The 13820-nt window shown below is 41.9% G+C and carries 8 protein-coding genes; 1 reads left to right on the top strand and 7 read right to left on the bottom strand.

The features are described 5' to 3' along the window. The 7 genes from ACTNES_RS10455 to ACTNES_RS10425 form a co-directional block, all read right to left on the bottom strand. Window positions 1–8109: phage tail tape measure protein (locus tag ACTNES_RS10455; protein ID WP_441039244.1), on the bottom strand; the 8109-nt coding region annotated here is incomplete at its 3' end. After that, window positions 8109–8759 (bottom strand): hypothetical protein, encoded by a 651-nt coding sequence (locus ACTNES_RS10450; RefSeq protein WP_118246935.1) that lies wholly within the window; start codon window positions 8757–8759, stop codon window positions 8109–8111. The genes ACTNES_RS10450 and ACTNES_RS10455, both read right to left, overlap by 1 nt. A gap of 53 nt (window positions 8760–8812) precedes the next feature. Continuing rightward, window positions 8813–9199, bottom strand: a complete 387-nt coding sequence (locus ACTNES_RS10445) for a hypothetical protein (protein WP_347459891.1) — start codon at window positions 9197–9199, stop codon at window positions 8813–8815. Window positions 9200–9212: 13 nt separating this feature from the next. Further along, entirely contained in the window at window positions 9213–9401 is a 189-nt protein-coding gene (locus ACTNES_RS10440) for a helix-turn-helix domain-containing protein (RefSeq protein WP_441039243.1), read from the bottom strand. Window positions 9402–9532: 131 nt separating this feature from the next. Continuing rightward, window positions 9533–10390 carry a helix-turn-helix domain-containing protein gene (locus ACTNES_RS10435; RefSeq protein ID WP_441039242.1) on the bottom strand — a complete coding sequence of 286 codons (858 nt, stop codon included), beginning with the start codon at window positions 10388–10390 and terminating at the stop codon, window positions 9533–9535. 23 nt (window positions 10391–10413) lie between these two features. After that, window positions 10414–10614 (bottom strand): hypothetical protein, encoded by a 201-nt coding sequence (locus ACTNES_RS10430; RefSeq protein ID WP_441039241.1) that lies wholly within the window; start codon window positions 10612–10614, stop codon window positions 10414–10416. Window positions 10615–10636: 22 nt separating this feature from the next. After that, entirely contained in the window at window positions 10637–10783 is a 147-nt protein-coding gene (locus ACTNES_RS10425) for a hypothetical protein (RefSeq protein WP_182448947.1), read from the bottom strand. 1296 nt (window positions 10784–12079) lie between these two features. Between ACTNES_RS10425 and ACTNES_RS10420 the strand changes: the two genes are divergently transcribed. After that, complete coding sequence (locus tag ACTNES_RS10420) at window positions 12080–13522, top strand: IS110 family transposase (protein ID WP_441039240.1); 1443 nt, start codon at window positions 12080–12082, stop codon at window positions 13520–13522. The last annotated feature ends 298 nt before the right edge of the window (window positions 13523–13820 follow it).

The following is a 13820-nucleotide window of genomic DNA, read 5'->3' as shown; positions in this document are numbered from 1 at the left end:
ATTTGAAAGCATATTATTGATAACAGCTTCTTGAAAACTGGTATTCTTCTTCAGTGCATCCAGTGTATTATCCAATGCATTCTCTGCATCCTTCTGAAGATTTTCGTATCCGGTCTTCTTCATTTCAGTCTCATGGTTATGAACAGTATCCTGCATATCCTCTTCTGCGTCTGCAAGTTCTGCTTTTAACTTTTCCAGACGCGCTTTTGCTGCGGCATTCGACGTCCCTTCAAGGGCAGAGATGGAAGCCTTCAAAGCATTGATATCCTTGGACTTTTTCCTGATTGTCTTATCAAATTCATAATATTTCTCTTTCGCATCCAAGGCTTCCAGACGTTTATCAATATTCTTTTGCAGCAGGTCGTTCTCCGTCTTGACCTGTGTCTCATATACAAATAATATCTGCTGCCTGTACTCTGCCAGTGAAGAGGATGCATCTTGTATTCCTTTTAACAGTTCTTCTGTCTTTTCTTTGTATTCTTCTGCACTGTAGCATCCATTCTGATACTGCTCTTCCAACTTATCCAGCGCAACCCTGTAATTCGCAAGCTTATCCTTAGTCGCATCTATGGATTCCTGTAACAGCAGAACATTTGTAAGACCATTCTGTGTCAGGGAACCATCATCATTATAGAAGCTGTCCTCATCGCCCAACAGCTTCTGCATGGTCTGGTACTCATTAATCACACTGTCCAGCTCATCCTGAAAATCATTAAACGGCTTCCAGCGGAGTTCCATAATCTTATTTTTCAGCTCTTCCGTACTGCTGCCAAGATTTAATATCTGTTCGTCGATCTTAGCAATCGAATCGAGATACTTCTGCGCTTCTTCATTGTTCCAGCTGCTAAAATGTGTATCATAATATTCCGCTTTTTCCTGTCTCAGCTTTTGCAATGCCAGAATCTGTCGGTTATTCGTCTTGATACGTTCGGTATAATCTTTCTCAGCTATCTGACGATCCGGGTTATCTGATACGATTTTATAATTAATAGCTGCATCCTGCTTGGAACCTGCACGCTCCCAGCGATCCACTGACCATTGCTTCACATTCTCTCTTGCGTCTTGAATCGCCTGTGTCAACTCCTGAATATGCGTATCTGCTTTTGCATAGGTTGTCTTCAGTTCTGTATACTGTTTTAACATCTCCTGATATGCTTTATCCTTACGGTTATTGCCATTCGTCTTGAGATATTCAGACATTCTCTTCTGGACAGCCTTCATCTCCTTTGCAGTCCAGTCCTTCTGATACTGTGCATAATCACGCTGCTTCTCAAGATCCTGATAATAAACAGAGCCGATCTTCTGGGACTTGCCATGTGCAATTCTATTCTCTGCCAAAGCTGCATAATAATCTTCTTTCGCTTCTCTCTTACCGATAATCACATCGTAAGAATCATATGTATTGTCAACTTTTGCCCTAGCAAGTTTTAATTTCTGCGCTCTCTTCTCCCGGTTCGTATCTTTAGCATCCAGATACTTATCCATCCATTCTTTATAAGCATCAACCGCAGCTTTCTGACTGGCAGATAAAGACTCAATATCAATTGTCTTGCCCTCATCAATCTTTTTCTTCAGAGTTGGAGTAAGATACTGACTGACCGTAGAGTCTGCTGCTACTTTCTGTGCATAACTCCAGTATTTCTGCATTGCCTGCTTAGAAGCATCAATCTCTTCCTGTGTACTTTTAATTGCTTTGTCATAGTTATTCTGAGCCTTCGTATAATGACTGGTATCGCTTTCCGCATAGTCCGTATATTTGGAAGTCGCCCGATCCAGACGGTTCATGGTTGTTTCTATCCAATCCATTGCATTGTCATTCAGTTTCTTAATGGCATTCTGAAGAGCTTCGTCTACTTTATCCGCAGCTTCACTGGCAGCTTTGCCTGAACTTTGTACTGCTTTTGTATTATTATTAACGGCAGCCGTATTCGCTGTTGATGCAGAACCGTTACCTGTACCTGATCCACGATTTCCAAAAGCGATATTTGCTTGACTGACAGAAATCCCACCTCTGACCATAGCAGTACCAGACGCTCTCGCCATTCCACGACTGTTCACGAATCCCTGTTCCAACAAAGATTCGGTCTGTAAATGATTGAATACTATACTTCCTGCCGGGATGTACTGGAATTCCGCACCATTGTCACCAACTGTATGCCATGTTCCAGTCATTGGATCAACAACGATCTCTCTTCCCAGCTCTCCAACCAGCGTCATTCCTCCGGTTTTTGTTCCCCAGTTACCTTTTGCATCTGCATGACCAACCAAATGCGGATAATGTGCAGTACCAAAAGCATGAGCAGTACCACTCGCACCGCCTGATCCTTTGGATGGTGCGTTTGCATTTGTCCAGTTGACTGTACCTGTCGCAGTAAAACTGGTCTTTACATTTGCCGTATTGTTCGTCCAGTTCACCGTACCATTGGAAGTGTGCATCTGTGCAGCCCATGCATCCACTTTTCCTGTATTATTGTCCCAGTCTACCGTACCATTGGATTTTTTCTCTTCTGCTGCATACGCGTCTACAACAGAAGAATCCACACCTGCTTCTACCATAATTTTCGGTGATAATGCCTGAATGGATGCTGTGATTGTAGCTTCAGAAGTTCCGTCAATTCCCAGTGTTGCCTTAATCTCTGGGGAAAGTCCCTGAATTTCACTGACCAAACCATCCACTTTGCCTTGTGCTTCTGATGTATCAGCCCCCACCGAAGCCTGCAATTCTACATTATTCTGTGCTTCCTGAAATTGCTGTAATAATGACAGTGCATTTCCAAGCTCTCCATCCACCTGTGAAGCATCTACAGACATAACAGCCGGAGCTTCTAGCATCTGTTTTTGTGTCACACAGTACTGGATTACGGTATTTGCATCATCCACCTGCGAAGAATCTACTTCCAGAGTGCCTTTATACTCCTGCATCTGTGAAATCGTATTATCAAGAGTCTTGATCTTATCTTCTGTACTCTCAATATCCGAAACGTCGATCTGAATATCAAGATCTTTGTCCCCGGACAGTTCTTCAATCCTGCCCTTGGCTTCACCTGCTGCCATACCCAGATCCCCCAATGTCTTGACAGCTTCGTCAGCCCAGTCAAATTCACCGCCGAACTCTTCCATCTCTCCGAACATTGCCTGCACCATCGGAAGTGACAAAGTTAATCCGTCTGCAAAGTCCTGCATAGTACGCTGACCTGCAATCTTATACTCACCACTTGCTTCATCCAGTTCCATCAGTCCGGCTTTTGTCGCCTTTGCACAGAACTCCGCAACATCCAGTCCGGTTCTGTTCCCGTCTGAATCATGGTTAAAATAATGCTCAATACTATCTATATAAGAAGAAACTGCTCCTGCATCTTCTGTATCTACAGAATCCGGGACGATAAAATCCACTGCTGCTTTATAAGAATTTGTTCCTATCCTTCCATAATCCTCAGAATCCGTATTCTGTGTTACATCCTCAATGTGATCCAACGCTCCCATAGCATCGTCAAACATATCTCCTGACTCAGAAGTGTTCTGTTTATCCAGCCAATTCTGATATGCCCCTGTTGCTTCTCTGAGTGATGCAGACAACAGATCAAGCTGGTTACACTGATTCACTAATCCATCATTCTCAGATAACAGTGCATCTATACTACTCTGGATGGTCTGTGCATTCTGACTTTTTGCATCAGATAAATTTCTCAGTTCATCCTGAAGCCGCTCGATTTCTGCAATGTTCTGCATATATTGCGCCTGTTTTTCCAGTTTCTGATTCTCATTCGTCTGGATTGCTTCCTCTGCTTTTGCTTTTTGCAGTTCCCGGACTTTCTCGGCATTCAGATGTAGTGCGCCATTGTTATATTCCAATGCAGAGGTGTAATCTGAAAGCTCATCTGAATTAAAATCATCCAAAGATATAGACTTCCCTGTTGACTGTGAAGTAAGAACTGAAGTTGCTTTCTTAATCCCGGATAACGCTTCCTGTGCATTTATGATCTGGTCTGCCAAATCTGAGACAGCTTCGGTTGTTGTGTCCACAGAAGCTCCTGCACTGGATGAAATGACTCCTAACTGTGTAAGCATATTCACCAACTTCGCCACTTCACCGCTGGATGTATCAGAAATCAGTCCACACTCCACTGCCGCATCCACAAGAGCATTAATCTGATCTTCACCTTCCTGTACACCTTCTGTCTCGAAAGCATACTTGAAGTCCGTATCTGTCAAGCCAAGTTCTTTCAGAGAATCTGCATTCTTCTTTATCTCTTTTCCGAACTTTGAAGTGTCTTTTCCCGATAAAGCATCACTAAACTGATTTGCAGCGATAGCCGTATCATTTAACTGATCTCTTACCTCCGAGAACTGATCCGCAAACTGAGACATATCAGAATTTTTTAATAAAGACTGTACCGCCGTATCTACCGTTTCAAACTCTCCTGCTGCCTGTGTGATCTTATCAGAATCGCCTTCTGTCAGTGCATCATTGTAATTCTTTACTGCTTTTGTATAATCATTCAGCCATTTCAGAGCTGTCTGGTCTTTCCCATCAGCTTTAAATGTCTGTTCTTCTGCAACCAGCTTCGCTTCCTGTGCCTGTTCATAAAGATCACCATATTTTCCAAGTATTTCATTGGCTTCTGATAATCCTCCTGATGCATTATCCAGCATCACGCTTAATGTATCAGATTCTCCATACTGTTTCTCAATGGATTTGGCATCATCCATAAAGTCATTCAATGCCTGTTTTGCCGTTACAGAATCCGCTTTAAAATGGACATCCATTGTAATTCCGTCCATTTCCGGTTCTATCGTAAATACTTCATCCCCGTATTCTTTCTTCAGATCATTAATAGATTTTTTGATTGCTTCAGATTCTTTGGAACCATTATCAAGGAATTGTCCAAGATAAGTGTGGCGTTTCTTCTCTACTTTTTTCTCTGCTTCCTCAATCCCTTTTTTGTTCTCGTTCTGGAACTGGCTGGCTTCTTTTTGTGAAACCTTATCCAAAAGCGCAATCTGTTCTTCCAGACTTCCATTAATCAGGTCAATCCCGGCTACCTGACTGTGGTAGGAATCTGTCAGTGACTCCTGAATAGATAACAGTTCGCTCTTTGCGCTGGCAGCTTCCTGTTCAGTCAGAGTTCCAGATGCCAGTGCTGTACGCAGTTCTGTGATTCTCTCAATGTTATCCTGCAAGGATGTATTGTTTTCCTGCCATTCGGTACCTGCCTGTTTTGCGGAAGATACCGCTTCCTCAACAGAATGTTGATATGCACTAAACGCAGATACGGCAGCCGTTACCCCAGCAGCCACCAGAATAAGTGGATTCGCCATTAATGTAGCCCACAAACCAGATAATGCACCAGATAAAGAGAATGTTGATGCCGCTGCTGCACCTTCTGCGGTTGACAAGCCCATTGCTGCTACCGATGCCTGTGCTTCTGCACTGCTCATTCCCTGATTTGTCAGAATTGCTGCCCTCTGTGCATCCGTTAAAGCAGTACTGGACAGAACAAGTCTGGTCTGTGATTCCGATAATCCCTGTGTCAGCGTCAATAATCTCTGGAAAGAATCATCCGGGATATTTACTGCCCTGCTCAGATTCAAAGCATTTCCAAGATTTGAAAGCTCCCGGAATGCCGCTACAATCTGCTGAATTGCATACACTCCACCTGCTGCACCAAGCCCTGCAATGGCAGACTGAACTAAATTAATGTTATTTGCAAAATCCACAAGACTCTTGGAACCGTCCAGAAAACCTGAATACAAGTCGCTGGATACGGTAGATGTAGCCAAATTTTCAAGACTTGCTTTCAGTGCGTTGGTCTTTGCTTCCAGTGAAGTCAGGTAATTATCCTCAAATTTTTTCTGTGCGGTGCCGTCTGCATTTAACGCGGTTTCTGTTAAAGACTGCACTTTATCCCAGTTGTCAAACATGGCAATCAGTTTGTTATACTGGTAGGTACCTGCCATAGCTGTTGCAACTGCTTTCTTTGTATTTCCATCAAAGGTTGACCACTTGCCTGCAACTTCATCAATGATCGGTTCCGATTCTTTGAACTGTCCATTCACGTCACGCATGGAGATTCCTACTTTATTCAGGACTTTCTCCACATCATTCAGGCTCTCGCCAGTTTCAGAATCTACAAATTTACCAGCCTTAATCTGGTTCATTCTGGAAAGAATACTCTTCAAGCCTGTACCAATCGAATCATCACTGTCCTGTGTTACGTCCTTGATTGTTGCGATCATGGCAGCAGTTTTCTCCAGACTGACACCTGCATTATTCGCCTGTGATGCAACTTTTGTCAGTGCCTGCCCGATTCCTCCGGCATCTGAAGCAGATTCCAAGTCGATACTCGTCAGTACATCATTAATATGCCCTGCCTGATCCGCATTCATCTGGAAACCGTTCAGAGTTGCAGTCAATACCTCTGACGCATTCTCCGAATCCATCTGTGCATCTTTGGATAGCACCATACTGTCCTTGATAAGCTGATTAGTCTCAGACATGGAACGTCCCTGTCTTAACCAGCTGTCCGCAGATTTCGCTACATCCGAAGTGATACTTCCAAGTTCCTGTCCCAATGCATTGTAACTCTGCGTCAGATCACTTGCATAAGAACGGCTCTCACCTGTAGCCATTGCAAGGTCAGTCTCCAGATCATTAAATTCCTTCACTGTAGAAAGAGCTTCTTTTCCTGCATCCGTAATCTTATACAATCCATCCTGCATCAGATTCGCCAGACTGTATGCACTGAAAGCTTCCCTGAAACTGCTTCCCAGAGAAGAAAAGATACTCTGACTTCTCTGTCCTGCTGTATTTACACTTCCAAGTGCCTGCTGCAACTGTGTAAGCCCGGAAGTATCTGTCTGTGGAGCCGTGACCGGAACTTCTGCCTGTATATTCCCGGTATTTGCCGCCTGAGCTGTAGCATCCGTGACCGGATCAGTGTTCACTCTCAGATCAATCTGAATATCCGTAATGCTCTCTACTGCTGCCCGGAGCTGGCTTTCGATCTCTTCCGCATCCACTTTAAAATGCACCGGAAGTTCCAGATCATTCAACGCAAGGTTCAGATCAGACTGTAAGGATTCCCGGTCAACCTGAAGATTTACTTTTACAGGTTCTTCCCCGGTTCCAAGCTGTCCTACTGCACTTCTAAGCTCTGATATCATTTGTTCGCCATTGATCTTCAGGTCAACATTGAGAGCTTCCCCTGCTTCTGTCCCTGCGCTCTGTACTGCGGAACGAATATCTGAAGCAATTTTCTCAGTATTCACCTCAACATCAAGGTCGATCATTGTTTTCGCTGCTTCTGTTGCAGACATGAGATTTGTCTGTAAAGCATCTTTCAGCTGTGTACCTGCTACCAACACCTGCTCCGCTATCGAATCCGTCATAGCTGTAAAGTCTGCACCTTTCAGATCACTCACGGAAAAACTCTGTGTCATATCAGCTCTTGCCTGCTTCATCAGATCAAAGGCATGTATGATCTGATCCACTTGAGTTGTCATATCCGCAGAAAAGTGTTCCGGGAATAAGCTGGTCATTTCTCCCCAGATGGAATCTATAGATACGCCCTTTGTGGAATCCCTGACAATCTTTCCGATATTATTTTGCAACAGTTCCTTATAGGCATCACCACCCATTGCTTTTTTCAGTTCATCCGATACATAAATCTTCTTATCTTTAAAGTAGTTGAAAAAATCATCATAAATTCCGGTCTTGCCCTGAACAATCTTTGCATTCTTTGTAACAGTATCAGACAGATTATTCAACCCTGAATAGAACCCGGATGCATTCTTAAAATCAAAATCACTGCCATTCCAAGTCTTGCCTAAGCTGGACACCATCGAATCCATCTGTTTCTTCATCTTATTAAGCACATTCTTATCTGAGATATTGAAAGAACCTGCAAGTTGTTCTGTAATAGAAGAGGTATCAAGCTTTGTCTGCCTGATACCTTTCTCAATACTGGAGCTGAGTTTCTTTGCGGAATCCTGATTTACTTCCACGTCAATCTTCAGCTTATTCTTCTTATTTAAAAACGCATTCAACTTGTTCTCCGCTTCTGCGGTATCAAGTTCTGCGGTAATCTTCGCTCTAAAATCTTCTGCCATTAAGCATTCACGCTCTCTTTCTGTTCATCTTTCTGTTTTATTTTTTCTAACATCATCTGAATTTCCATCAATTTTTTTAATGCTGTATTTTCAAGATAAAGACTTTCTTCTGTACCATCTTCTTCGTAAGCATCTGGATCATAGTCTTCTGTATTTTCAACCAGTTCTTCAATAATATCTTCAGTTTCTTCGTCTATATTCTCAGAATCATCCTCATACCCAAGAAGATTCGCAATCTGTCTGTGCTTGTCACTCAGTTCATCGAAAAAACACTCCATATCATCATCTGTCATAAGCTCAGCCAGAGCAAAACTAACCTTACGCTTCACTTCTGCTGTATAACAGCCCCAGACATCAAGCGCAGCAGAGTAAACCTGCTCCGGTGATTCAACCTCTGGTACGTATTTTTCAATAATCTCCCAAACGTCTCGCTCTATAAGCTCTACGCCGTTCTTATCAAACAATTTTAACACTTCATAATTTTCTTTCGCAGACAGTCCATGCAGGATTCCATCCACTTCCAGACATAAATAAACGCCTTTCTTCTCCACAACTTTACCGCCGAATACTTCATACTCTGGATTGTACTCACTTCTTACTACCATCTTCATGCCAACTTCTACTTTATCCATAACATCTGCTAATTTCATGATCCTTGTTCTCCTTTATTCTCAATCGTATTTTTATCGTTCTGAATCGTTTCTTAATGAAACCTGCTGCCGAATGACTGCTGTATGTGTGCCGGGATTCTGGACATTGTATCAGCCCAGAATCCACCGTTACCCAGCAATCCACCATTCTCAGCATAACTGTAAATCGTTCTTGTATCTCTTCCAGAAGGACTGTAACCGTGTCCTGTGTTCAGACTGATCTCACCTGTAGACACAGAACCGCCACCACTGAAGTAACTCTGTGGTGACATACGCAGCATTCCTGTACGGTGATATCTTCCTTCTGAAGAACTGTAAAATCTGTCAACGTTCCTGTACAGATCATCCAGAGAATCGTCCACAACCTCTTCTGTTGCTTCTGCTACTTCTTTCTGAAGTGCCTGCACAAGTGCTCCCCAAGATGTAAATGTTCCACTCATAACTTCACCAGTCCTAGCACTTGCTGTAATCCAGTTTCACTGATTTTATCTGGCTTAACCATTCTGAAAGAGCATCTTCCTCAACCCGGTAACTGCGTCCGATCCGAATACTCGGAAATCCTTCTGCTCTCATCAATGCTTCTGCCTGTTTGTGTCCGATCTGCATGATCTGTTGTAAGTCTTCTGCTGTATAAAATTTCATATCTGTTGTTCCTCACTTTCTTATTCAGCAGAAAATAACTACAATATATAAGCAATCCGAAAGTCATAAACACTGACATGTGCTTATACGTTCTAGTTATTCTCTGATTGTAAATTCAAATTCTTGTTCAATTACAAATACTTTTTGATAGGTACTATTTTATAATGTTCCATCAAGAACTCTGCATAAGCAGTAACCTTATCCTTGTTACCACAATAGAATCCAGTAGTAAACTTCTCGATAAGCTTATCTCTAATATCCTCGTGAGTCTCCCAACCATCATCTAAATACTCACGATAATCACGATCCATAACCTCTAACATAGATTTGTCATCTATTTTCGCTTCAAACTTTATATTGCGAATATCTTCCGGCAGATCATCCGGCAAGCGTAAGCGCGCAGCGTCAGCGGAGTTAGGAGCGGAAGCGACGACATTTGGAGCGCCAGCGACCTCTTCTCTACTCTCAGCGTCAGCGCCCTCTAGTCTATTTATCATCTCTCTTTTCTCTCTATTATTTGGGTGTCCATTTGTTCGTGCTTTTTGACCTTTTTGTTCACCCTGTTCGACCTTTTTGTTCATAGGATTGCGTCCATTTGTTCGTGGGTCACTACCTATTTGTTCATGGGTACCTGAAGATTCGTTCGTGGTGTCCTGTCCAAGTGTTCGCACGTCAACCAGTTCATCATCAATCATCTTCCACTGGGGATATATTAACCTGGTCGCTGTAAATGCGTACTCTCTTGTGCTTTTTTCTTCGTACATTTTTATAAATCCTTTTTCTTTCAAAGTCTTTAGGTATTTTTGAATGTTGCGAATGTCCGTTTTCAGGACTGCTGCAAAGTAACCATTACTTGCACAACACGCTCCATCTTCGTTCTGTGCCAATGACATTATCTTGCCATAAAGCAACATTATCTTACCATTGGTTATTCCTGCTTCGTTTAGTTTTTCAATCACTTGTTCGTATACTAACACATAACTGCTCATTGCTCTTATTCAGCCTCCTATTTTTAATTTTTCTGCGCCGCTTCTTCGATAATCTTATCAAATGCTTCCTGAAAACCCGGTACCTTCTCAAAAATGTACACATTATACTCAGGTTTACTTCTGTCCGGCTCCACTGACAATATCGGGAACCCAGCTTTCCTAAGCAGCCAAGCCATTCTTTTACTACGGACTGCTTTTGTCTTTGTTGTATGATTCTGATTCATGGTTTTGTTTCTCCTGTCGATTTTATTTCATATTCTTCATGTCGTTCTTTATCAGAGTTGTAATATAGTTCTGTAAAGTCATGCCACGCAGAGTAGCAAACAGCTTTAACTCTCTGTGGAAATCTGGCTCCACTTCTATAGAAACTCTCTTTTTGTTATTCTCAGTCATTGCTGTATCCTCCTTTTTTGTTGATTTTCTATTATAATGATACATTTGTATCTTATAAAAGTTTCTTCTCTCATATATCGGACGAATTTGCATATCCGATTTTTATTGTATTTACGGCTTTTATCGCTACTATGATACATATATATCGTGTAATTTTGTACATAGAAAAAGTTTGTCCCCTCATATACCGGACGTTTCACTATGTCCAATTTTCGTTGTATTTGCAAGGTTTTCATGCAATTATTTTTCAGACAGCGTGCAAATTTTTGTAGCGTCAGGGATTATAAAAGGTTCATCTCCTCATATACTTGACGAATTTGCACCGCCTACTTTGCTTGATTTTTCAACGCTTTTCGGTATTTTTTAGAAAATAACCGTGTCGAACATCTACTGCAAATGTAAGTTTCTTCATATAGTACACGAATTTGCATTGTTCATTTTGCTTGATTTTACAGCGATTCTCGGCACTTTTGAAAAAATAACCGTGTCGAAATATCTGTAAAAAAGTAACTCTCTCATATACCACATGAATTTGTATTCACGCTTTTCCTTGTATTTACAGCGTTTCTAAGAGATATTTTTTCAGATAGCGTGCATTTTCAAAATACAAAAGTTGTTCCCTTCATATACCGGACGAATTTGCATTTGCAATTTTTGTTGTATTTACAGCGTTTACGAAAGATTTTATCTCCTGATATTCTGCAAATTTCCATGAGCTTTTGCAGGAATGTAACCTGATGCACTGGCACCATCTTCTATGCCTGTGTAAATTTATTTCTTATAATATAAGGAATTATCTAAATTGTCTCTTTGCGATATGCTCTTGCTTTTCTGTACATTTGTGAAAAGTTATTCTCCCCATATACCACACGCATTTGACAATTCGAACAATTCCTGTATTTACAAGGGTTTTCAGACGATAAAAAAAGATGATATTCTGCATTTTTTCGGCAGATTCAGCTCAAAAAAGTTCTCCTACGTTAACTTTAGCATTAAAAATTTATATCGTTATGCGTACTATATATCTATTCTCGCATTATTTTCTGTTAATTTTACTTATAATTTAAAATTATCAGTCATGTAAATTATTCTTCTCCTGCATATGTACACTCTCTTTCAGCAGCTCATATCCTTGACTAACACCTTGTAAAATATTATAATTATATCAACATATCAAGGAGCTTCCTGTATACTTTAAAGAGTAAAGGAAATTGACCAAAAAGAATACCTCAAGTAAATTTAGATTATTACTGACCGGGCAGTTAGTAAAATCTAAAAACACAAGAGGTATTCAAGATGAATGTTAAAGCAAGAAAAGCAAAAAAGCAAGTAAATGTAGAAAAACAGGCAATTAATCTTTTGTCAAAAGAGGAATTGAGCAAGAAAATAGAGGTGGTAGAAAAAGAACTGAGATCCTATACCTGGCGGGAACTGGAAACAAACGGTAAGTTCGCCAAGAACGATAAACTCTCTTTCATTACTGATGACATGCTTATAGTAGGATGCGATATAGGCAGTGAGACTCATTATATCAGGGCAATTGATGTCAGAGGAAGGGAGTTAAGCCGTGGAGCATTTGAATTCAGCAATACTTCAGAAGGCTTTGAGAATGCCAAGGCATGGATGCTGGCACTTGCGGCAAAAAACGATAAGAAACAGATAGTACTGGGGCTTGAACCGACAGGTCACTACTGGTTTGCGTTGGCTGCATGGATGATTTCAAACGGAATCAGCGTTGTCCAGGTAAATCCATATGCTGTAAAGCAGAGCAAAGAAATCGAAGACAACAGTCAGCTCAAGGATGACAGAAAAGATCCCAAACTGATTGCCAATCTTGTGAAAGATGGCAACTATGGAATGCCATATCTTCCAGAAAAAGTCTACGCAGATATGAGAAGGCTCTCCATGTTCAGGGACCAGCTTAGCGAAGACAGGATACGAAATATCAATCGTCTCCATAGGGAACTGAAAATCTATTTTCCGGAATACATGGACGCATTTGGAAAAATAGATGGTGCATTCACACTGGAAGTACTGAAAGTATCAGCCATCCCATCGGATATCGCAGCACTGGGAGCGGAAGGCATAAAAAATATCTGGCATGACGCCAAACTAAGAGGACGCGGTTACAGCAGAGCCGGTGAGATTGTGAGTTACGCAAAGAAAAGTGTGGGACTTAAGGATGGGACTGATGCAGGCAGGGAGGCAGTGAAATGGTATGCAGAACAGATCCTGAAGCTGGATGAGCAGCTTGCAGTGATTGAAAATGCTTTACACAAGAAATGCAGGGAAATACCTTATGCAGAAAATATATTGGCAATCAATGGCATAGGCGAAAATATCCTGGCTGGCATACTGGCAGAAATGGGAGATATCAGCAGGTTTGATGATGTGAAGGAAATCCAGAAGCTAAGCGGGATGGGGCTGGTGGCATGCAGTTCCGGCAAGCATAAAGGCCAGACAAAGATCAGCCACAGAGGACGCAAGAGGCTCCGGTACTGGCTGTTCCAGGCGGCAAAGTCAGCGGTGTCGCATGCAGATGAATTCAAGCAACTGCATGAGTATTACACAACACGGACCAACAATCCATTGAAAAAGATGCAGTCACTGATTGTGATAGCCTGCAAGATTCTAAGGGTGATTTACACGATCCTGAAGACAGGGACAACTTATGATCCGCAAAAACTGTTGAAGGATATCAAACGCCCAGTAATAGCACAGACATCATTGGCAGCATAAGAAGCAACATAATCCAGAACTCTGTCGAGTGGCTGATGGAAGGCATCGGAGACTGGACAGGGTTCTGGAACAGAAACCCGTAAATGATGGAGTCTAAAACGGGCTGCATCTGCAAAGGACCAACAGGAAACCGTAGTGGTATAGCGTCCACTGAGTAAATCAGTACCACGACAGGGGAATGCAGGTCAGTAACAATCAAACAAAAAAACAAGAGCTGTAGCCGGCATTGGATTTTACCGTGGGGCATGACCCCGTCTAGGAGCTTGGCTGGCACTCAGTGTATGGTAGATGGTACGAA

Origin of the sequence: Blautia sp. HCP3S3_D9, assembly GCF_052063845.1 — a bacterium.
GTDB lineage: Bacteria > Bacillota > Clostridia > Lachnospirales > Lachnospiraceae > Blautia_A.
This window is presented reverse-complemented; position numbering and strand designations above follow the sequence as displayed.

What these genes read in the sequence shown, in the direction of transcription:
- ACTNES_RS10450 (WP_118246935.1), bottom strand. Translation starts at nt 8,759, where the DNA reads ATGAAATTAGCAGATGTTATGGATAAAGTAGAAGTTGGCATGAAGATG.
- ACTNES_RS10445 (WP_347459891.1), bottom strand. Translation starts at nt 9,199, where the DNA reads ATGAGTGGAACATTTACATCTTGGGGAGCACTTGTGCAGGCACTTCAG.
- ACTNES_RS10440 (WP_441039243.1), bottom strand. Translation starts at nt 9,401, where the DNA reads ATGAAATTTTATACAGCAGAAGACTTACAACAGATCATGCAGATCGGA.
- ACTNES_RS10435 (WP_441039242.1), bottom strand. Translation starts at nt 10,390, where the DNA reads ATGAGCAGTTATGTGTTAGTATACGAACAAGTGATTGAAAAACTAAAC.
- ACTNES_RS10430 (WP_441039241.1), bottom strand. Translation starts at nt 10,614, where the DNA reads ATGAATCAGAATCATACAACAAAGACAAAAGCAGTCCGTAGTAAAAGA.
- ACTNES_RS10425 (WP_182448947.1), bottom strand. Translation starts at nt 10,783, where the DNA reads ATGACTGAGAATAACAAAAAGAGAGTTTCTATAGAAGTGGAGCCAGAT.
- ACTNES_RS10420 (WP_441039240.1), top strand. Translation starts at nt 12,080, where the DNA reads ATGAATGTTAAAGCAAGAAAAGCAAAAAAGCAAGTAAATGTAGAAAAA.